The organism is Brachybacterium sp. p3-SID1565 (assembly GCF_025143785.1).
In the GTDB taxonomy this organism is placed as follows: Bacteria; Actinomycetota; Actinomycetes; order Actinomycetales; family Dermabacteraceae; genus Brachybacterium; species Brachybacterium epidermidis.
This window is the reverse complement of the sequence record NZ_JAMBDS010000040.1, coordinates 1-21,253: the sequence shown is the minus strand read 5'-3', so window position 1 is coordinate 21,253 and position 21,253 is coordinate 1. Positions and strand designations below refer to the sequence as shown.

The 21,253-nt window shown below is 68.4% G+C and carries 19 protein-coding genes; 3 read left to right on the top strand and 16 right to left on the bottom strand.

What is annotated here, in order from left to right:
• Window positions 1–161 precede the first annotated feature (161 nt).
• Window positions 162–818, top strand: a complete 657-nt coding sequence (locus tag M4D54_RS10130) for a capsular polysaccharide synthesis protein (protein WP_259891245.1) — start codon at window positions 162–164, stop codon at window positions 816–818.
• Here the strand turns inward: M4D54_RS10130 and M4D54_RS10125 are convergent.
• The 13 genes from M4D54_RS10125 to M4D54_RS10065 form a co-directional block, all read right to left on the bottom strand.
• Complete coding sequence (locus M4D54_RS10125) at window positions 809–1,957, bottom strand: glycosyltransferase (RefSeq protein WP_259891243.1); 1,149 nt, start codon at window positions 1,955–1,957, stop codon at window positions 809–811. The genes M4D54_RS10130 and M4D54_RS10125 overlap by 10 nt on opposite strands.
• Window positions 1,957–2,880, bottom strand: a complete 924-nt coding sequence (locus tag M4D54_RS10120) for a glycosyltransferase family 2 protein (RefSeq protein WP_259891241.1) — start codon at window positions 2,878–2,880, stop codon at window positions 1,957–1,959. Before M4D54_RS10120 ends, M4D54_RS10125 begins: the two co-directional genes overlap by 1 nt.
• 4 nt (window positions 2,881–2,884) lie before the next feature.
• A complete protein-coding gene (locus tag M4D54_RS10115; RefSeq protein ID WP_259891240.1) occupies window positions 2,885–3,976 on the bottom strand; it encodes a glycosyltransferase family 4 protein in 1,092 nt (363 codons plus the stop codon).
• Window positions 3,973–4,875, bottom strand: a complete 903-nt coding sequence (locus tag M4D54_RS10110) for a glycosyltransferase family 2 protein (RefSeq protein WP_259891238.1) — start codon at window positions 4,873–4,875, stop codon at window positions 3,973–3,975. Before M4D54_RS10110 ends, M4D54_RS10115 begins: the two co-directional genes overlap by 4 nt.
• On the bottom strand, window positions 4,872–6,095 hold the full coding sequence (locus tag M4D54_RS10105; protein WP_259891236.1) for an ABC transporter permease: 1,224 nt from the start codon (window positions 6,093–6,095) through the stop codon (window positions 4,872–4,874). Before M4D54_RS10105 ends, M4D54_RS10110 begins: the two co-directional genes overlap by 4 nt.
• A complete protein-coding gene (locus M4D54_RS10100; protein ID WP_259891234.1) occupies window positions 6,092–7,195 on the bottom strand; it encodes a glycosyltransferase family 4 protein in 1,104 nt (367 codons plus the stop codon). Before M4D54_RS10100 ends, M4D54_RS10105 begins: the two co-directional genes overlap by 4 nt.
• A complete protein-coding gene (locus M4D54_RS10095) occupies window positions 7,186–9,435 on the bottom strand; it encodes an N-acetylneuraminate synthase family protein (protein ID WP_259891231.1) in 2,250 nt (749 codons plus the stop codon). Before M4D54_RS10095 ends, M4D54_RS10100 begins: the two co-directional genes overlap by 10 nt.
• Window positions 9,432–10,142: a cytidylyltransferase domain-containing protein gene (locus M4D54_RS10090; protein ID WP_259790169.1), complete on the bottom strand. Its 711-nt coding sequence runs from the start codon at window positions 10,140–10,142 to the stop codon at window positions 9,432–9,434. The genes M4D54_RS10095 and M4D54_RS10090 overlap by 4 nt, the downstream gene beginning before the upstream one ends.
• Window positions 10,139–11,200, bottom strand: a complete 1,062-nt coding sequence (locus M4D54_RS10085) for a hypothetical protein (RefSeq protein ID WP_259891230.1) — start codon at window positions 11,198–11,200, stop codon at window positions 10,139–10,141. The genes M4D54_RS10090 and M4D54_RS10085 overlap by 4 nt, the downstream gene beginning before the upstream one ends.
• A gap of 53 nt (window positions 11,201–11,253) precedes the next feature.
• Entirely contained in the window at window positions 11,254–12,300 is a 1,047-nt protein-coding gene (locus M4D54_RS10080; protein ID WP_259891228.1) for a glycosyltransferase, read from the bottom strand.
• Complete coding sequence (locus M4D54_RS10075) at window positions 12,297–13,253, bottom strand: glycosyltransferase family 2 protein (RefSeq protein WP_259891225.1); 957 nt, start codon at window positions 13,251–13,253, stop codon at window positions 12,297–12,299. Before M4D54_RS10075 ends, M4D54_RS10080 begins: the two co-directional genes overlap by 4 nt.
• The gene (locus tag M4D54_RS10070) at window positions 13,250–14,875 is read right to left on the bottom strand and encodes a polysaccharide biosynthesis tyrosine autokinase (RefSeq protein ID WP_259891223.1); all 1,626 of its coding nucleotides are present in this window, start codon (window positions 14,873–14,875) and stop codon (window positions 13,250–13,252) included. Before M4D54_RS10070 ends, M4D54_RS10075 begins: the two co-directional genes overlap by 4 nt.
• Window positions 14,876–15,056: 181 nt before the next feature.
• A complete protein-coding gene (locus M4D54_RS10065) occupies window positions 15,057–16,802 on the bottom strand; it encodes a pyruvate dehydrogenase (protein ID WP_259891221.1) in 1,746 nt (581 codons plus the stop codon).
• Between the two features lie 154 nt (window positions 16,803–16,956).
• On the opposite strand from M4D54_RS10065, the gene M4D54_RS10060 reads away from it, so the two are divergent.
• Both M4D54_RS10060 and M4D54_RS10055 read left to right on the top strand, forming a co-directional pair.
• Complete coding sequence (locus M4D54_RS10060) at window positions 16,957–17,424, top strand: nucleotidyltransferase domain-containing protein (RefSeq protein WP_193865122.1); 468 nt, start codon at window positions 16,957–16,959, stop codon at window positions 17,422–17,424.
• Window positions 17,421–17,756 (top strand): DUF86 domain-containing protein, encoded by a 336-nt coding sequence (locus M4D54_RS10055; protein WP_193865121.1) that lies wholly within the window; start codon window positions 17,421–17,423, stop codon window positions 17,754–17,756. Before M4D54_RS10060 ends, M4D54_RS10055 begins: the two co-directional genes overlap by 4 nt.
• Window positions 17,757–17,788: 32 nt before the next feature.
• Here the strand turns inward: M4D54_RS10055 and M4D54_RS10050 are convergent, their stop codons facing one another.
• The 3 genes from M4D54_RS10050 to M4D54_RS10040 form a co-directional block, all read right to left on the bottom strand.
• Window positions 17,789–19,147 carry a hemolysin family protein gene (locus M4D54_RS10050; RefSeq protein WP_259891219.1) on the bottom strand — a complete coding sequence of 453 codons (1,359 nt, stop codon included), beginning with the start codon at window positions 19,145–19,147 and terminating at the stop codon, window positions 17,789–17,791.
• A 41-nt stretch (window positions 19,148–19,188) separates the two neighbouring features.
• Complete coding sequence (locus M4D54_RS10045; RefSeq protein WP_259891218.1) at window positions 19,189–20,226, bottom strand: carbohydrate ABC transporter permease; 1,038 nt, start codon at window positions 20,224–20,226, stop codon at window positions 19,189–19,191.
• The coding region (locus M4D54_RS10040; RefSeq protein WP_396121488.1) for an ABC transporter permease at window positions 20,223–21,253 on the bottom strand (1,031 nt) is incomplete at its 5' end. The genes M4D54_RS10045 and M4D54_RS10040, both read right to left, overlap by 4 nt.

Here is a 21,253-nt window from a genome sequence, read left to right as displayed (position 1 = left end):
CCTCGAAGCGAGGCCGAGCAGCGATGAGGACAGCCTCGACGAATCTGACCTCCGCCCTCTGGCGCGGCCAGGAGGCGCGACGTCCTTACTTGTACACCGCTGGGATGTACCGCCGGTCGTTTCTCAATTGGGATGCGGACCCCTCGGAGGGACGGAGCGAGGTGCCTCGGCGCATCTTCACCCTGTGGACCGGAGACGGCCCACTGCCTGAGGTGCGCCAGCGTGGCCTCGACGCGCTCCTGGACGGCCAGCACGGAATCGAGATCGTCCTCGTCACCCCGAAGAACGTGCACGAGTGGATTGTGCCGGGACACGACTTGCACCCCGCCTACGAGAACCTTTCGCTGGTGCACCGGTCGGACTACCTCCGCGCGTACCTCCTCCACCATCACGGTGGCGGCTACAGCGATGTCAAGGCACCGAACCGACATTGGGGACCTGCCTTCGACCAACTAGCACAAGACGATCTATGGCTCGTCGGATACCCCGAGCGCTCCACGCAATGGGTCGCGCAGCTGCCCCGGCAGCTGGGTCGCGATCTGAAGCGCAACTACCGGACCCTTCCAGGCGGAAGTGCTTTTGTCGCACGAGCCGATTCGACCTTCACACGGGAGTGGATGGCAGAACTGGAGCGTCGACTCGACTACCTCGGGCCGCTTCTCGAGCAGAATCCGGGCGGGGTCCGCAACGAGGTGCTCGAGTATCCGGTGAGCTGGAACGATCTCCTCGCCAGGATCCTCCATCCGCTGGCGCTGAAGCACCACGATCGAGTCGCGGTGAGGGAGGATCTCATTCCGGACATCACGAGCTATCGCTGAACCGAGTTCTCTCCCGAAACCACGGAGTCTCGTCCCCACCTCCTCAACTCATGAGCGAACCGCTCCTCGGAGAATCTCTCGACCCGTTCCTGGATCAGCGTCGGCTCCCAGCCGATACCAGCGAAGTCCTGTACGGCCGCACGGATCTCCACACCAGCCGGCGCGTCAAAGAACGCGCCGTTCACGCCGTCCAGAACCGTATCGAGATACCCACCCGCACGGAGTGCGATGGTCGGGACCCCATGCGCCCCCGCCTCAAGCGGGGTCAGGCCGAAGTCCTCGTGGCTCGCGGCGATGAGAGCCGTGGCGTTGGCATATGCCCATCGCATCTGCGCGTCGGTGAGCCCCTCGACCAGGCGCACGTTCGCAGGTGCCATGTCCAGCAGGCGCTGCTTCTCGGGCCCTCGACCGATCACGAGCAGGCGCCGTTCCGGCATCCCGGCGAACGCCTCGATCACGGCGTCGACGTGCTTGTATGGCTGGAGCCTCGAGACCACGAGGTAATGGCCGCTCTCGAACCCGTCCTCCCCGACCCATCCGGCGAGCTCCGGGATCGGCTCCTGTTCACCCTCGGCCACGGCCGGGCTGAACGGAGGGAACAGTGTGGGGGCGTCGATCCCGTAGACGCGTTGGATCCGCTCACGCACGACGGACGAGTTCGCGAGGTACTTATCCGCCGTCCGTGCGGCGCGCTTGTCCCAGCGGGTGAGGAACGGGGTGAGCGCCTTGAGCGCGATCCGCTTCGGGTCCAGCGGTCCTGCCTCGCCGAGATAGTCGTCGGGCAGGTAGAGCCAGCGGGCGGGCGAATGGCAGTACACGATCTTCTGCCCCGTGGTCGGGAAGGCATGCGCCCAGCCTGACGAGGAGGCGATCACGACGTCCGCATCGATCCTCATCCGCGAGGAGGCCGCGGCGAGGAGGGGCAGGGCGATCCGGGGATCCCGCCGGAACGCGCCGATGCGGTTCAGACCGCTGGTGCGTATCCGCATCTCCCTGAACTCCGGGTAGGTCTGCTCCGGCTCGTAGAACAGCGTGTGGATCTCCGCCTTGGGGAACGCCTTCGCGAGAGAGAGAACCACCCGCTCCGCTCCCCCACGCTGCGTGAGGTAGTCATGGGCGATCGCGATCCTCGGGACCATCAGAACCTCTCCTTCGCCGAGTGCGGGCTCCGGTAGCCGCCGAGCGCCGCGGATTCCACGCTGAGCGCCACGAGTTTGCGTCCCACACCGCGCGGAAGGACTCGCAGCAGGGCGTCCACAGCTCTTCCGAGGCGCGCAGGCTTCAGTGGGATTCGGGAGAGCCCTCGGACCAGAGCGTTCCACAGGCTCCAGCCGGGGATCGCGTTCGGGAGCCCTGCGTGCGGGTGCTTCCGCTCGAACAGTCGGCGTGCCGCGCCCGAGTGAGACGCGCGCCGGGCACGAATAGCAGTGGTGACTGCTGCGACCCGATGCGGCGTCTCGAGATCCGGAGCGAGGCGGACTTCGAAGCCGGCCATGTGGATGCGGTAGCCGTAGTCCACGTCCTCCCATCCGTACAGGCGGTACTCGGGGTCGTACTGCCCGACCGCTTCCCAGATTTGCCGGGTAATCGAACAGTTCCCTGCCCAGTATCGCCACACCACCGCCGGGGCGGAGCTGTAGGCATCGCGCCGGAACCTCTGGTCAGCGTCCTTGCCGTACACCTCGGCGTAAGAAGTGGCCGAGTACTCGTTGAGATAAAGACCGATCACGCCGCCCGGACCGTCCCGGTGCGCAGACACGTGCGCCGCGACGTAGTCGACGGCCGGCACAAGATCATCGTCGCAGCGGATCAGCACGTCGCCGCGGGCAGCCTCGAATCCCGCGTTCAGCGCTGCAACCCGCCCGCGGTTCTCCGGGAAGACGATGCTGCGCACGTCGAGCCGGGACTCGTTCTCGAGGAGCGCGACGGACCCGGCGTCGACACCGTCGACGACGACGATGACCTCGAAGGGCGGCGTGCCGTCATTCTGTGCGGCCAGGCTATCGAGGAGTTGCGGAAGTCGATCCGCCCCCCGGTACGACGGCACGATGATCGATGCCACGGGGTCATACGTCACGTCTGCCTCCTGCTCTCCTGGTGCCTGCAGCCTGTCCGAGGTCGAGCAGGAGCTCTGCCACGCGCCCTGCCCCGGCGGCCGGCGAGAAGCGCTCCTCCCATCGGCGACGGGCACCGCGCTGCACTCCGCCCTCGTCGAGTTCGCCGATCAGCGCCAGGATCATCTCCGCCAGTGCTCCCTCGTCGCCTCGACCTGCAACCCAGGGGTGGGCGGGGCCGACCACCTCTGGGAGCGCCCCTGCATCCGAGATCACGAACGGCACGCCCTGTGCCATCGCCTCTGCGGCGACGAGCCCGAACGGCTCCTCCCAGACGGAGGGGAACACCGCCAGGTCCACCTGGTCGAAGAACTCTTCCCGGCGCACCCAGCCCAGACGGTCCACACTCCCCACGAGGGGCTCGAGCGCGGCATGGATCTCCCGATCATCTGCCGAGTCCCCGAACCTGTTCTCGCCGGCGAGGACCAGGCGCACCTCGCGCTCCGACCGTGCGATCACCTCGGCCATTGCGTGGGCGAGCACGTGCACGCCCTTGTCCTTCGTGAGCCGTCCGAGGAAGCCGACACGGAGCGGTCCTTCAGGACGAGGCACTCGGGCACGGAAAGTGATGTCCTCGGTCCAGTTCTCCAGTACGCGCGTGCCGCGGACCCTGGAAGCCATGAATCGCGAAGGGACCAGGACCGTCGTGGCACCGAGCCGACCAATACGCGCTGCCAGGGCATTGATCCCGGTCGGGAGGATGTGAAGATGGGCGATGCGTGGTCCCATCCCGGTCGTCGCGACGGTCGGTACCAACCCGTTGCACCACAGCGGCACGGCACGGTTCCGCAGCCGCCACGAGGCGAGCGCACACATGTACCCGGGGCGGCTCGATGCCTTCAGCGGCACCACGTCAAAGCCACTGGTCCGTGCCTCGTCAAGGAGTTCCCCCGGTGTGGTGGGCGCCAGCACTGTCACGTCGATCCCCATCCCGCGAAGGGCGGTCGCGATGTTGAGCAGCATCACCTCGCCGCCGCCCATGTCGCCGTTGTTGGTGGCGATCGCCAGGGAGACGCGCCCCCTGCCTCGTACGGACCGGCTCATTTGGGCTCGGACCGAGTGTCTAGTAGCCGGCGCGGGGGCAGAGCACCATCGCGATAGACGACGGCCCCCACCGCTCTGCCCACCGCAGAAACTGCCTGAGAGGCAAGCCGTGTGTCGAGTCGACGCTGCATGATTAGGGTCCGGAGGAGACGGCTTCCCGTCCGCCCGACATCTCTCGCCGTCGAGCGCAGGGTGTAGTCGGCCGGGTCGTACCGAGGGAAGCGCTTGGCCATGAGCACACGTCCTTTGCCGAGCTGAAAACGCTTACGCACCGAGGCCCGAGCGCCGCTCAGCGAGAAGTGCACGACCGCATCGGGCAGGTAGACGATCTGATGCCCCGCCTCTTGCATTCGCCAGGAGAAGTCCACGTCGTCAAACCCGTAGCGGGGCAGCGATTCGTCGAACCCTCCCACTTCGAAATAGGTCTTACGCTCAAGAGCGAAGTTGGCGCCACCGATGTGCGGGAGATAGCTTGTCGTGACGGGCCCACTGAAGAGATCACCCCGGCAGGTGCCGTCGGGTTCGAAGGCGATCAGGCGCCCCCCTGCAAGGCTCGTCCCCTTCACGCCGTGTGCGATCGCGGCAACCCAACCCGGCTGGACCTCGTCGTCAGCATCGCAGTAGGCAAGCACCCGGCCATCGGCCGCGCGTGCGCCTGCATTCCGTGCCGCGGGGATTCCCGGGGCGCTCGAGGCATCGACGACCCGCACACCGACGGCGACATGGGGTGAGGAGCGGATCCACTCCTGCACGGTGGCGACGGTGCCATCAGTCGAGCCGTTGTCGACCACGATCACCTCGAACGGTGGAGCATCGATCTGCGCATCGAGCGCGGCCAGCTGCCGGCCGATACGCCGCTCCTCGTTCAATGCGCAGATCACCACCGACACCTCGATCACGATCCACCCCCCTCTCGTAGAGTCGTCTCCGGTTTGCTCGATGCCTCGAGGTGGTCGCCTGATCGCTTCGCAGATAGCAGGAAGAGTCCCGCGCCTAAGGCGATTCCCCAGACGTTGGTGTAGAAAACCTCGCCGAGTCGGGTGGCGCAGATCAGCACTGCGATCCCAGCCCCTTGTGCAAGGTACTGCCTCTCCGGCACCCGCCCCTTGAATGGACGGACCATGACCAGTACCGAGATGACCACGAGAAAAACCACCCACGGCCAGCCGCCTTCTACCAAGGCACTCCAATAGGAGTTATGGAAGAACCACGTCCGGTCGTCGAGGACCACATACGCCTCGCCGAGCCCCTGCCCGAAGAATCCTGTCTGCTCAACCCTCTCGAGTGAGGCGGCGTCGATCCGCTGTCGGAGCAGATCGCTCCCCTCGCGGTCGGAGAACACCCCGATCTGCGAGTAGTCCTCCGCGAGCAGGTTGACGGTGAAGGCGATCACCGCTCCGAGCACCCACTTCCCGACCACAGGAAGGCGGGGCGCGAGGACGATCCACGCCGCGCCTGCCGAGAAGGCGGCGATCGATGTTCGTGATCCAGTGAGCCAGGTTGCAGCCAGGCTGACGAACACAATCGTGGCCACCGCGCCTCTGCTCCGCACCGTGATGAGCGCGAGCAGGCCGACGACCGCATAGGCAAGACCCGCTGCGTTCTTGTCCCCGATGAGACCTGTGAGATGACCGCCGTACGTGTCAGGGACAAGTCCTGCATAGAAGAGTGGGACGTTGACGACGAGGACGACGAAGCATCCGAGGAGTGCCGACCTCAGCTCGAGCCTGCCGCTGGCCAGGAACAGCATCATGACCGTCACGGCGCTCATCCTCAGCAGGCGTTCCTGCCACTCAGCTGCGAACGCAGAGGGGTCGGCGAACAGCGAGACCATCCCGACGTAGAACAGGGCGAGCACAAGAGCGGGCACGATCAACTGGAACTTCCCGAAGTCGCGCGTGGGTCGTTGAAACACTCCGTAGGCGCAGATCAGCCCCAGAATCACATGCGCCACCGGAATCGGACCCAGCATGCTGATGGGGAGTCCACCGCCCGCAATGAGAAGTCCGAACAGGACGAGCTCAGGGATCCTGATCGAGCCGATACTGCTTACTGCACGCCCGGCACCTTCCTTGACAAGAGCGGAGATGGGGACCGCGGTAAAGCGTGATTCGCTCATGCGGCAGCCTCCCGGTACACCTTCACGATCGCCGCGGTCATCTCCGCGACCGTGAGCCCGCGATCCGCTGGCCCGGGCCGCACCGCGAGGTCGACCCCCTGCTCGATGATCCGCACGGCCACGGACTCCGGCGAGCGCGCCTCCTCCGGCGTCACCAGGCACCGCCGGGGCACGATCTCGCCGTTTCCGCCCACGTCGGTGGCGACCACGCCGACGCCGTGGGCCACGGCGTCCAGCAGCGTGTAGGAGAGGTTCTCCCAGGCGGAGAGCTGGACGACCACGTCGTGCGAACGCAGCGCCTCGCTCCCGTCCACATGGCCGGGGAAGTCGATCCGGTCCTCGAGGTGGAGGGAGTAGGCCTGGGTGCGCAGAGCGCCCTCCTCCGATCCGCGGCCGGCGATCGTGAGGCGCGCCTCGGGATGTTCGCGAGCGACGACGGCGAAGGCGCGCATCAGCTGGTCGATGTTCTTCTCCGGGGCGAGGCGCGCGAGGGACAGCACGCGCAGGCCCGCGCGGGGCTGCGGGGTGGGCTGCGGGGCGTCGACGCCGTTGCGGATCACAGTGAGCTTCTGACTGCTCCCCCACTGCGCCGCGACCTGCGCGGCGGTGGAGTCGCTGACCGCGATCACGCGATCGGTGCGCAGCAGGCGGACGCGATGCGCACCGGCCTTCACCCGGGCCTGCAGGTTGCCGGACTGGTAGTAGCCGCGCACCCCGGAGATGCCATGCTCGGTGGAAACCAGACTGATCCGCTCGCCGCGGCCGGAGCGCAGCCCGGTCACGGCCGCGATCCCGGCGAGGTCCGCGAAGGCGAGATGGGTGTGCAGCAGGTCGGGGCGCAGGCGCTGCAGGGTGCGGCGGATCGTGCGCACCGCGACGGCGGTGCCGTCGGCGGGGGAGACCGGCCCGGTCACCACGGGCGTGCCCTGGGCGTGCAGTGCCTCGGCGAGCGGCCCCACGGGGCACAGCACCACGAGCCGCCAGCCGGGGATCCCGGCACGGGCGGCGTCGAGCACATGGCGGGCCACGCCGCCGAGGTCGGCGACGGGCACGCACCACAGCGCGAGCGCCTCCTCGACGAGCCCTCCGCTCAGAACCATTCCTGCAGCCGATCCAGGGCCACGAAGAAGCCCTCTCCGTTGTTGACGTGGCCCTGCCAGATCTCCGGGATGAACGGGGCGTTCGGTGCCAGGCGGTCCAGGCGCTCGGCGAGGTCACGGAAGTCCACCTCGCCTTCGCCCACCTGCACGCCCTCGCCGTCCACACCCACGGCGTCCACGATGTGCAGGTGCTCGATGTGCGGGCCCATCGCCTCCACGTACTCGCTGAAGGGACGCTTGGCGAAGTTCGCGGCGAGCTTGGTGTGGGACACGTCCAGGGTGAGGCGGCGCCCGTAGGTCTCGCAGAACCAGGCGGTGTCCTCCGGGTCCATGAACAGGTTGTGGAACTGCTGGCCGCCCATCAGCCACGGGAACGGCGGGAGGGTCTGGGCGGTGAGCCGCACACCGGCCTCGTCCACCTGCTCCAGGGCCTTCTGCACCCGCTCGTACATGGGCCGGCGCTCCTCGGGGCGCACGTGCCGGTCCGGCAGGAAGCCGCCCATGGTGACCACCACGATCGGGTCCTGCTCGCAGGTGAAGTGCTCCCGCAACTGCCGGGTGATGTCCACGACGTTCTGCACCTCGCGGATGGACCGCTCCCAGATCGCGTCGTCGGGGCTGGCCAGGTCGATCAGGAAGTCGCCGGCGTACAGGTCAGGAGCATGGGTGGTGAAGAACTGCGGCAGGCGCTCACCCTTGTCGAAGAACGAGTGCGGGTCCAGCTCCACGTCCTTGTAGGAGAAGTGGTACTCCAGGAAGTCCGGGTCCGACACCTCCAGCAGCGGTCGCACGTCGTGGTACCGCACCGGCAGGCCCCAGGGGCGACGGAACGTGTAGTCGTGGTGCGTCTGTGCCTCACCGGCCAGGTCGCCGGGGTAGAAGAAGTCACCGGCGGCCACGGCGCGGTGCAGCACCCGGCCCACCAGGTCGTCCAGGCGGTTGGGCTGCAGGCCACGACCGGGGCTCTTGACCTCCACGTCCTCCGCGCGCACGGTGTCGCCGGGCAGCAGGTCCTTCGCCGCCACCAGGGACTTCGCCAGGTTCACGCGGTTCATCAGCTCACCGGTGGAGACCTCGCGGGGCCGGTCGCTGCCCAGCGCCTCCTCCACCTCACGGATCTCCCGCACCATCTGCGCGAGCTCCCCGGGCAGCAGGGACACCTTGTGGTCGTTGCCCTCCAGGGACTTGTCCACCGTCACGTGCTTCTCGATCACATGGGCGCCGCGGGCAGCGGCGGCCACGGCCACATGCCAGCCGCGCTCGTGGCCGCTGTACCCCACGGGTGATTCGCCGATGCGGGCCAGGCGGTCCATGTACCGCAGGTTCACGTCCTTGTAGGGGGCGGGGTAGGTGGACTGGCACTGCAGCAGCACGTACGGGGTGCCGTGCGAGCGGATCACCTGGACCGCACCCCGGATCTCCTGTTCGGTGCTCATGCCGGTGGAGACGATCATCGGGTCGCCGAAGGCCGCCACGTGGTGCAGCAGTTCATCGTTGGTGAGATCGGCGGAGGCGATCTTGTACCCGGGCAGGCCGTACTCGTGCAGCACGTCGGCGCTTGTGAGGTCCCAGGGGGTGCAGATGGCGTCCACGCCCCGCTCGGCGCAGTGGTCCAGCGCCCGCAGCATGTCGTCTGCGCTCAGGGAGAACTGGGCCAGCAGGTTCATCGTGTACTGGGGGCCCAAATCCTCCTCGGCGCTCTCGCTGGAGCCGGAGCGGTACAGGGAGGCCATGTCGCGCAGCTGGAACTTCACGCAGTCCACGCCGGCGTCCACGCAGTGGTCCACCAGGGCCTTGGCGAGCTGCAGGTCTCCCTGATGGTTGTTGCCGATCTCGCCGATGATGTACGAGGGCTGGCCCTCACCGATCTGCCGGTCCCCGATGCGCACCGTGGCCATACCGGGGCTGGCGACCGCGACCAGTCGGCCACGCTCGTCCAGCACCGGGATGCGGTCCACCCCGGGGCGGATCAGGGTGCTCACCTCCGCCAGCGGAGTGCCCTCGGAGACCGAGAGGAAGGAGCGGTTGGCGATCGAGCCGGCAGCCCGGCTCAAGTCCGGTGCGGTCTCGGAGATCAGCCAGCGGCGCACGTCCCCGTCGGACAGGGATCCGGTGACGGTGCCTTGCTCGTCCACCAGGAAGACGATGCGGGACTGGTTGGCGCTGATCTTCTGCAGCGCGGCCAGTACCGAGTCCTGATCGGAGGCGACGAAGCCTGCGGGGTGACGGTCAAGGATCATGCGGTGGTGCTCCATCCGGTGCGTGCGAGCATGCGCTCGGCTGCCGCGACGTCCGCCTCGGTGTCGATATCGACCCCTTCGAGCTCGTCGAGCACGAACAGGGAGATGCGGCCGCCAATACGGTTTCGGGTCTCTCGGTACACGTGGGGGGCCGTGACGTACAGGCTCCCGTTCTCGAAGTAGTGGTGCTGGCCGACGGTGAGGTCCTGCCGGCGTGGGCGCGCCGTCCAGTCGTAGTCAGCCCGGGGCTGCTCACCGTCCGTCTGCGGCAGGTGCCAAAAGAACGGCGACTGCGGCAGCACGCCGATCAGGGAATCGCAGCCGCTGTCGCGGAACTGCGCGACGGCCCGGTCCAGGGTGCCGGGCAGGCGCACGGGTGAGGTGGCCTGCAGCAGCATCACGGCCTCCAAGTCGATCCCCTGCGCTTCGGCGACGTCCATGGCGTGCAGCAGCACCGGCTCGGTAGCGGTGGTGTCCTGTGCCAGTTCAACGGGTCGCTCGATCACGCGGGCGCCGTGTTCACGGGCCACGCGGCCGATCTCCTCGTCCTCCGTGGAGACAGCGACGATCAGGTCCGACTCCTCGGTGGTGGCCAGGGCCTGGGCGATCGTCCAGGCAATCAGTGGCTTGCCACCCACGGGCAACAGGTTCTTGCGGGGGATCCCCTTGGAACCGCCGCGCGCCGGGATCACGCACAGCACACTCACTCAGCACCTCCGGGGCCGGCCGACGGGCCCGGCTCCTCACCCGGGAGTGGATCGACCAGACCCGCAATAGCGACGGCCGGCTCCCCGGTGCCGATGGGCAGGGCCGGGGTGGGGTCTCCGCCGTAGGGCTTCATGCCGTAGCGCTCCCAGAACTCGTGCACCCAGCGTGGGGCGCGCGGCGCGTAGGCCCAGGCTGGCCCGCCGCGGGCTGCGGCCTCGAGGATGCCGGTGGAGAACACCGCGACTACCGGCTCCGCCACCTGCCGCAGCGGCACATCGGTGGGAGCGAACTCGATGCCTCGCCTCTGCCACACCTGATGCTGCAGGCGCGAGAGCACGTCCGTCTCGGAGGGGTGGGGACGGTACATCGCATCGTGCTGGAGGCAGAACTTCTGTGCTGCCCCGCCGGTCACCCAGCGCGGCAGCTCTGCACCGTGCAGCTGGCCCAGGAACACGGGAGTGGCGTCGGCCGGGACCGCGGTGGTCTCGTGCCCGGCTCGCCACAGCAGCTGGGAGCCCACCACGGTGGTCTGCACGTCGTCGCGCCCAGACCTCCAGAAGTCGGCGTCGGCCTGGGTCCAGGCCAGCAGGTGCGCGTTCTCCGGTAGCGGCGGGGCGTACGGGGTGAGCGCGCCGTGCTGGACCACGTAGTGCGGCACGCCGAGCTTCTGGGCAATACCGTCGGCCAGGGCGCCGGCGCGCAGGTGCGCACCCAGGCTCATCACGGCGTACGGGTCCACGGAGGTGAGCACGGCGCCCACATCGGCGGGGAGATCACGCCGGGACCAGTCCTCCGCACCGGGCAGTTCCACCTCCACACCCTTGGGGGCCAGCACCGCCACGTCACCGCGGGTATAGGGGATCACGTCGGCCACGGAGGCGATCGAGGTGGGGGACGCGGAGTCCAGGGCGATCAGCAGGGGCTTGGTGCGGCCGTCCTCCACCAGCAGGTCCCCGTCGGCCGAGACCCGGCGGTACAGGGTGACGCGGGGGATCTCCGGCTCGGCGCCGCGCAGACTGTCCACCGCGCCGGCCACGCGGTGCTTGGCTCGGCGCATGCGCTGACGGGATGCCTGCCAGGCCGCCCAGTCCTCCATCGATCGTGGGTACTTTAGCGCCATAGTGCGTCCACCTCCGTGATCCGATGGTCGAACGTGTGCTCCGCCAAACTGCGGGCCCTGCCCTTCTCCCGCAGCCCTTCGGACCACACGCGGTCCTTCCGGGAACGTTCACACAGCTCAGCGAGGTGATCGACGTCGGTCCACACCTCCACCTCAGACCCCACATCGTAGAACCGGGCCACCGACGCGCGGTCCTCGAGGGACACCCCGGCCATGCCAGGCACCTCGAACGTGCGCATCGGGTGGTCAGTCTGCGGGCCGTGGATGTTCACCGAGGCCGACGACTCCCCCACCACCAGGTATGCCTCGGTGAGCGGGATGTCGCGAGAAGCGGGGATCAAGGGGCGCTTCCAGCCCCAGGTGCGCAGCCGGTCCACGGGGTGGTGCGAGAAGTCCCGGCCCCAGGCATGCACCGGCAGGCCGCGATCGGTGAGATCCTGCAGGATCCGCACCCTGTCGGCGTGGGCAGCGCCCACGAAAGCGATCCGGTCGACTCGGCGACCGGTGGGCTGTGCACGGTGCGGGTCGAAGGCATCCGGCACCCAGGTGGCATCGACCCCGTGCTGCTCCCGCAGCATCGCAGCCTCGGACTCGGAGTAGGAGACCACCGGCCCGAGCTGTGCCAGGAACTCAGGGCTGTACGGGTGGCGGTGCAGGTCGTCGTACAGCCACAGGATCCGCGGGACGCGGTGGGCATCAAGGTGGGACCAGAAGCGGTCATCCAGCATGTCCCCCTTGATCACCACCACACCGTCCGGGCGGGCGGCGGTGAGGTCGCTCAGCACAGAGTCCGTGACCCGGCGGCGTTCGCGGCCGGCATGGTCACCGGGCAGGCGCAGCTTGCTGGGCAACTCCACGGTGGCCTTCAGGCGCGCCTTGTCCTTCACGGTCACATAATCGTCATAGCGCACGGTCACCACCTCATGCCCCGCCCGCTCGAAGGCCTGCGCGATGCTGGTGGCGTAGTCGTGGAAGGTAGGAGTGACCAGCACAATCTTCCGGGGAACGGTGGCGCTGGTCCTACCGGTGGCGTTCATCGTCGGTTCCTCTCGGCGACGGTTCCTCGAGCCGCATCGGAGATGACGCCCCACTGCTCGCGGAACGCAGCCAAGGGAGCGACGTCCCGCCCAGCCACTCTGCGCCCGGTGTTCCAGGCGAGATTGGCGAGGGTGGCGGCACGCAGACCCGTACGAAGGGTGCGGGGGCGCCCGTGCAACCGCGCGTAGCGATCGCGGCCAGCCACGAGCCACTGCCGTCGGCGGGCCTCACCGCCGGAGGATCCGCCGCCCACGTGGGTGACGGTGAGGTCGGCGTCGTAGAGCGAAGGCACCCCGACCGCGCGAAGGCGGCGCTGGAGGTCGACCTCCTCGGCATACATGAAGTACAGCTCGTCCAGGCCCCCCACCTCACGCACCTGGGTCAGTGGCAGCAGCATCACGGCTCCGCTCACCCAGTCCACAGGTATGATGCCCGTGCCGCGCTCCGCTGCCATGTCGTGACCCACCGCACGGTGCAGCACGTCGCGGTGACGCTGGGAGGCCAGCGGTACCAGCCACTCGATGATCTGGTGGGAGGCGGTAGGGAAATACCGTGCGGAGTGACCGGAGATCCCGTCGGGCCCCTCGGCACGGCAGCCAACGACGGCCGGCTGCCACGGCTGGGCATGGGCAACCAGGTCACGAACGAAGCCGTCGGGGACCCGCAGATCGGAGTTCAACACCAGGGCCAGGTCCAGGCCCTCCCGGGCGAGCCGGTCAAGACCGGTGTTGACAGCGGCCCCGAAGCCCCCGTTGGTGGCGCGGCGCACCAGCTCCACGCCCGGGGGAAGGGCATTGGGGTCCACCGGCTCGGCGGTGGCATCATCCACGACCACCACCAGGGCGGGCCTTCCATCTGACGGCGTGCTCCCGCCTACCAGCGAGTTAAGTAGAGGCAGGACAGGCTCGATCGGCCCGTGCACGGGGATCACCGCACCGAGCCGGGAGGTCACTTCCGGCCGTCCTGCCCGGTGCTGCCGTCACCGGCTGCAGGCCAGCGGCGCGCGGTGCTGGCCCCGTGGCCGGGCAGCTGGGTGGTCTCCTCCGGGGGGACGGAGCGCCGGCCCCCGCGATGGCGCGACCTGGCCGGGGCGGCCGGGGTCTCCCCCGCCTCGACGACGAGGGCCTCGGGAACCGGCGCAGTCACTACATCATCGGGGACCTCCAGCTCGGCCTGCGGCCCGGTCTCCCATCCGTTGGCGGAGCCGTAGGCGTACCGCTTGGAGCCGTCGCCGTAAGGGGAGTAGCCGTACTCGGCGTCTCCGTAGGCGATGCGCTTCAGGCGGCTGGTGGAGGCACGGTTCAGCACCACACCGAAGACGGTGCCGGCGACCTTCTCGATCGCCTCGACGGCCCGGCTCAGGCCTTCGACGCGGGTGCGGCCGGCCACCGCCACCAGCACCGCACCGTCGGCGTGGCGGGTGAGCAGCTGGGCATCCGTCACCGCAAGCACCGGCGGGGCGTCGATCACCACGAAGTAGTGGCGGCCGAGCTCACGGATCATGGCCTGCATGCGTCGCGATCCCAACAGCTCCGAGGGGTTCGGCGGGATCTGCCCGGCCGGCAGCACCGACAGCAGGCTCCCGGGCACCTCATGGATCACGTCATCGAGGGAGACGGCCCCGGCCAGCAGCTGGGACAGGCCCACGCCACCGTCGATCCCGAACTCCTTGGCCACCTGGGGGCGACGCAGGTCTGCGTCGATCAGCAGGGTGGGCTGGCCGGTCCCGGCGATCACCCGGGCGAGGTTCGCCGAGACCACCGACTTGCCCTCGGCGGGCGCGCTGGAGGTGATGACGATGGAGCGGGGAGGGTTGTCGACGTCCACGAACCGCAGGTTGGTGCGCAGCTTTCGCAGTGCCTCACGGGACTGGAAGGTCTTGGGTTCCGGCAGCGTACCGGACTTGGACCGGGTGAAGTCCTTCATGTCGGGCAGAACGCCGAGGACGGGAACGTGCAACTGATCGGTGAGCTGGTCCACCGTGCGCAGTCGCGAGTCGTTACGGCTGCGCAGTACAGCCAGTGCCATCGCGGCGAGCAGGCCGGCTGCGGCCCCCACCATCAGGTACTTCTCACGGTCGGGGGACGACGGGGCACCGGGGGTGATGGCCGATTGGTACGGCACCAGCCGGTCACCGTTGCCGGGCTCGAGCATCTCGGCTTCCGCGGCCACCGCCTCGATGGACGCATTGGCGATGGCGCTGGCGTCCTCCGGGCTGGCGGCCGAGGCGGTCACGGTGATGATCGGCGCGTTCGGGTCCAGCGAGGTGGCCAGAGACCCGGCCACCGCATCGGGGCTCGCGTCCATGCCGAGTTCGTCGACAATGGTCTGGCCCACTGCGCGGGTCTGGAACAGCGGCAGGTAGAACTGGGCCTTGGAGTACTGCCCCTGAGTGGAGTTCATCGGATCGTTGCCAGCGCCGGAGGCACCCCGAACGAAGCCGAGTGCGCTGGCCTGGTAGACCGGCGCCTTCGTGTAGGAGAAGCCGTAACCGGCCGCCGCACCCAGCACAGTCAGCAGGATCAGCAGCACCGCATTGCGCAGCAGTAGACGCAGGAAGTCCTCGATCGTCACGCCATGGCCCTTTCCTCGCATCTCTGACGTACCTTCGCACCGTCTGCATGGCGGGGCGCGCAACGGCCCGCCATCATTGAACAAGCAGACGGTTCGCCCTCTTTATCCTAGGGCGTGCAGGTGCGCCGGAGTGCAAGGTCCACCACAGAGGGCGCTTACTCACCCCCGCCGGCTGTGCTGATCAGCGCGGGATGTTGCGGATATTGCTGGCTGCCATGTCCACCATCCTGCCCACGCCACCGCCGAGGACGACCTTGGTGGAGGCGATGGCGAACCCGCGGACCTGCTGCGCGGTGATCTTCGGCGGCATCGAGAGTGCGTCGGGATCGGTGACCACGTCGATCAGCATCGGCCCGGGGGTGGCCAGCGCCGCCGCGAGCTCCTTCTTCAGCTTCCTCGGGTCGGTGATCCGCACCGAGGGGATCCCTGCGCCCTGGGCGATAGCGGCGAAGTCGACGTGCTCGTGGTCGGTCTCGAAGTCAGGGATGCCCCCCACCATCATCTCCAGCTTCACCATGCCCAGACTGGAGTTGTTGAAAACGAGGATCTTGGTGTTCAGCTGGTGCAGCTTCACGGTGAGCAGCTCACCCATCAGCATGCTCAGGCCGCCGTCGCCGCTCATGGAGATCACCTGGCGGTCCGGGAACGCGGCGGAGGCGCCGATGGCCTGCGGCAGGGCGTTGGCCATGGTGCCGTGGTGCCAGGAGCCGAACAGCCGGCGCTTGCCGTTGGGGGTGATGTAGCGGGCGCCCCATACGTTGCACATCCCGGTGTCCACGGTGAAGATCGCATCATCATCGGCGACCTCGTCCAGCACGGAGGCCACGTACTCGGGGTGGATCGGGGTCATCTTCTCGACGTTCCTGGTGTACGCCGCGACCGCCCCGGTGAGGGCCTTGTGGTGCTGCTTGAGCATCTTGGAGAGGAACCGCTTGCTCTTCTTCACCTTGATCAGCGGCATCAAGGCCTGGATGGTCAGGGCCACGTCGCCGTGCAGGGCGAGGTCCAGGGGCGCGCGGCGGCCCAGGCGGGTGGCGTCGGCGTCGATCTGGACCAGCTTGGCGTCGTCGGGCTCGGGCAGGAACTCGCTGTAGGGGAAGTCGGTGCCCAGCAGGATCACCAGATCGGCCTCGTGCATGGCCTCGTAGCAGGCGCCATAGCCCAGCAGGCCGCTCATCCCCACGTCGTAGGGGTTGTCGTACTGGATGATCTCCTTGCCGCCGAAGGCGTGACCGATCGGCGCCTTCAGCGCCCCGGCCAGCGCGAGCACCTCCTCGCGGGCGTCCTTCACCCCGGCGCCGACGAACAGGGTGACCTTGTCGGCCTGGTCGATCAGCTCGGCCAGACGGCCGACCGGCCCGGGTGCGGGCTGCACGGCGCCGAACTCGGTGGCCAGGTCGCGGGTGAGGGGGCCGGAGACCTCCTCGTCGGCGATGTCGCCGGGCAGCACCAGCACCGAGACGCCCTGCTTGGCGAGGGCGGTCTGGGCGGCGATGTGCAGCAGGGTGGCGCCGTGCTGGCCGGAGTTGATCATCTCGCAGTAGTGAGAGCACTCGCGGAACAGGGTCTCCGGATGGGTCTCCTGGAAGAAGCCGGTGCCGATCTTGGCGCTGGGGATGTGGGAGGCGATCGCGAGGACGGGAGCGTTGTCGCGGTGGGCGTCGAACAGACCCTGGACCAGGTGGGTGTTGCCCGGCCCACAGGAGCCGGCGCACACGGCGAGCTTCCCGGTCACGCGGGCCTCGGCGCCGGCGGCGAAGGCTCCGGCCTCCTCGTTGCGCACGTGCACCCAGTCGATGCCCTTGGTCTTGCGCACCGCGTCCACCACAGGGTTCAGCGAGTCGCCCACCACTCCGTAGATGCGCTCCACCCCCATGTCCCGCAGCTGGGTGACGAGAAGTTCGGCGAAGGTGGTGGTGCGTGCCATGGAGAGCCTCCTGGAAGTCGACGGGGGGATGCATCGAGCATAACGCCGTGACCTGGTCACGCCCCGACCGGGTGGTCCCCGAGGGGGAAACGGGCTGCACCGGGCTGGAGCGCCCCGCCGACGGCAAGTCAATAGCAATTGCTATACTTCGTTCATGTCGTCCTTGGCTGAGATCGCCCGTGAGAGTGACGAGGCGGTGCGCGCCGCACGCCAGCGTCTGGTCGCAGCCGTCCGCGAGGCATCGCGCAACGGCATGACCCAGTCGCAGATCTCGAAAGAGACCGGCCGGAGCCAACCGGAGATCTCACGACTTCTGCGATTCCATGGAACGAGCCCACTCGCGCGCCGGCTTCGCAACTCCCGCCCTGAGATCCAGAGGATCCTTTCAGAGGTCGGTGGCACCGACATCCGCGTGTTCGGCTCGGTGGCCACCGGGAGGGAGGACCAGGATTCCGACGTCGATCTGCTATTCACGATGGCAACCCCGCTCAGTCTGATGCAGCTCAGTCGGCTCGAGGGGGAGATCAGTGCACTGATCGGGGCATCCACCGATCTGACCCCCGACTCAGCCCTACCCCCTCACCTGAAGGAGCGCGTTCTCGAAGAGGCGGTACCACTGTGAAGCGCGAGCGCCGCAGAACGACCGCGGAAATACTCGGGGATGCGCTGTACCACCTGCGGCTCGTCAGCAGATACGCCACCCGCGATCTCGATGACCAGGTGACCATCGATGCCATCTGCATGCGGTTGTCGGCCGCCATCGAAACACTGGAGCGGCTCGAGCCGGACTCGCGTCGTGCGCTGTTCGGATCCGATTGGTCGGCGATGTGGGGAATGAGGAACCGCATCGCCCACGGTTACATGCTGGTCAACGGGGATGTAATTCGTGCCACCGTGCGAGAAGACGTCCCTGTGCTCATCGGGAGCATCGAGGCTCATCTTCGCTCGGCCTGACGTGATGCTCCCGTAGCCTCTCGGCTCCTGGCTCAGGCCCCCGGATGCTCCCCGGCGCTGCCCCCATCTCCATGCCGGGGGGCGGCATCTCCGCCCTCGCGGCGCAGCCGCACTGTCTTCACACGTCGGTCGTCCATCGCCGTGACGCGGATGCGAGCCTCATCGGCCCCGGCTCCGATCTCGACCTCGTCGCCCACGGCGGCGATGCGGCCCAGCTGCGCCATGACGTAGCCGCCCACGGTCTCGTAGCCGCCGGTGTCGGGCAGGGCTATGCCCGTCTGCGACTCGAACTCCTGCAGGATCAGGCCGCCGTCGATGTCCCCTCCGGGCACAGCCAGGCGGTCCGGGTTGCTGGGGGACCAGGCGTCGGCGTCGAACTCGTCGTAGATCTCCCCCACCAGCTCCTCGAGCAGGTCCTCGAGGGTGACGATCCCGTCGGTCCCGCCGTACTCGTCGACAACCACGGCGATCTGCTGGGCCTGGGCCCGCATCCGGTTGAGGGCTCGCAGCACCTCGACGGTGCCGGGGATGTGCTCGATGGGCCGGGCCAGGTCCCGCAGGCGCACGGCGCTCGGGTCGTCCACCAGCATCATGTCGCGCACGTGGGCGAAGCCCAGCACGTCGTCCACGTCCTCCCCGGTGACCGGGTAGCGGGAGTAGCTGGTGGAGCGGATCTCCTCGCGCACCTCGGCCACGGTGTCGCCGCCGTTCAGGAAGTGCACCTGCGGGCGGGGCCGCATCACCTCCACCACGGTGCGCTCGGAGGCGTCGAACACATCGGCCAGCACCCGCGACTCGGCCTGGTCCAGGGCGTCGGAGGTGCGCACCATGGAGCGGATCTCCTCGGCGGAGACGGCCTCGCGGTCGGCATCCGGGTCACCGCCCAGGATCCGCACCACCAGGTTGGTGGAGGCCGAGAGCAGCCAGATCACCGGGCGCATCAGCCTGCCGAACACGCTCAGCGGCGGGCCCACGATCCGGGTCATCGCCAGGGCGTTCTGCATGGCCAGCCGCTTGGGCACCAGTTCCCCGAACACCAGCGACAGGAACGCGATCACCAGCGTCATGCCGATCAGGGCGACCGTGCTCGCGGTGGATTCGCTCAGGCCCGCGCCCACCAGGGGCGGCACCAGGGAGGGGGCGATGGTGGAGGCGCCGTAGGCGGAGGAGAAGAATCCGGCCACCGTCACGCCGATCTGCACGGCGGAGAGGAACAGGTTGGGGTTGCGCACCAGGCGGGCGGTGCCCTCCCCGCGCGGACCGCTCTCCTCCAGCTGCTTGATCTGCGATTCGCGCAGGTTCACGATCGCCATCTCGGTGCCGGCGAACACGCCGCCGATCACCACGAACAGCAGCACGAGGGCGAAGTTGGCGAGAGCGGACCAGTCCATGCCTCAACCGTAGTCCCGCCGGATCCGTGCTCCCTCCAGGATCACCCCTTGATCGCCCCGAAGATGACGCCCTTGGTGAAGTGCTTCTGCACGAACGGGTAGACCATCAGGATCGGCACCAGCGCGAAGACCACGATCGCCATCTTCACCGCGAGGCTGGAGGGACGCTGCGCACTGCCCACGCCGGCCGGGGTGAGCTCGGAGCCGGGCAGCTCCACGCCCTCCAGCACGTAGGAGCGCAGCACCATCTGCAGGGGCCACTTGCCGCTGTCCTGCAGGTACAGCATGGCGTTGAAGAACGCGTTCCAGTAGCCCACGCCGTAGAACAGCGCCACCACGGCGATCACGGCGGTGGACATGGGGAGCACGATGGTGGCGAGGATGCGGAACTCGCCCGCACCGTCGATGCGCGCGGCCTCCAGGATCCCGGGGTCGATGCCCATGAAGAAGGCACGCAGGATCAGGATGTTGAAGGCCGAGACCGCGCCGGGCAGGATCAGCGCCAGGTAGGAGTCGATGAGCCCCAGGCCCGAGACCACCAGGTAGGTGGGGATCATGCCGGCCGAGAAGAACATCGTGATGATGAACAGGAACAGGATCGGCCGGTGAAGCAGGGAGTCGGTGCGGCTGAGCCCGTAGGCCGCCATCACCGAGACCACGGTGGACAGCAGGGTGCCGACGGCGGTCACGCCGATGCTCACCAGGATCGACTTGGTGACCACCCCGCCGGAGAGGATGGAGCTGTAGGCCGCGAGGGTGAGCTCCCCGGGGATCAGCACCATGCCGCCGGCCTGGTTGATGGTGGCATCGCTGGACAGGGACGTGAGCACCACGGTGTACAGCGGCAGCAGCACGGCCAGCACGATCAGCCCCAGGACCAGTACCTTCCCGACCTTCTCCAGGATCGTGGGCTCCTCGTCCCAGGCGGGGCGCAGCGCCTTGCCGGGACCCTTCTTCAGGGGGCCGCCACGCCGTCCCAGCCAGCCACCCGTGGTGGGCGCGGTGGTACGGCCGTCGGCCTCCTGTGCGAGAGGCGGGGACTGGTCGGCGAAGCCGGAACCGGGCGAGGTGGCGGTCATTTCGTCTCCCTCCGGTAGACGCCCGCCTCGCCGAAGGCGTGGGCGAGCTTGTTGGCACCCAGCACCAGCAGCAGCGAGACGACGCCCTTGATCAGGCCGGCGGCAGCCGCGTAGGACCAGTCACCGCCGATGACGCCCTGGTAGTACACGTAGGTGTCCAGCACCTCGGCCGCTCCGGGGCCGACGGCGCCGCGCTGGAGGATCAGCTGCTCGAAGCCGACGGTGAGGGCATCGCCCAGGCGCAGGATCAGCAGCAGGATGATGGTGGGCCGGATGGCGGGCAAGGTGATCGACCACATGCGGCGCCACTTGCCCGCGCCGTCCACCGCAGCCGCCTCGTACTGCGAGGGGTCGATGGTGCTGAGCGCGGCCAGGAAGATGATCATGCCCCAGCCGGCGTCCTTCCACACGGCCTGGGAGGTGACCAGCAGCAGGAAGGTGTCCGGGTTGGTCATGATCTCGATCGGCTCCATGCCGTTGGCGCGCAGGAGCCGGTTGATCAGGCCCGCCCCGCCGAGGATCTGCTGGAAGATCGTCACCACCAGCACCCACGAGAAGAAGTGGGGCAGGTACACGATGGACTGGATGGTGGTGCGGATCCACGGGGTCAGCACCGAGTTCAGCAGCAGGGCCAGAGCGATCGGCACCGGGAAGAAGAAGACCAGCTGGAAGCCGGTGATCATCAGGGTGTTGACCACCGCGTCCCAGAAGGCGGGGGTGCGGAACACGCGCGCGAAGTTGTCCCAGCCCGCCCAGGGGTTCTCGAACAGCGCCACGTACGGCGAGTAATGCTGCCAGGCGATGATGTTGCCGAACATCGGCACATACATGAACACGACCATCAGCGCGACGGCGGGCAGCACCATCATCAGCAGCGGCCAGTCCCGTCGCAGCCGCTTGGACAGCGGGATCTTCCGACGCTCCACCCCGCTGGAGGCCCCGCGGCGCCCCGAGCCGCGGCCGCCGCTGGCGGGGCGGCCCGGGCGCGCCCCCCCCCGCCCCCGACGCCGGGTCCCTCGAGCGGCCC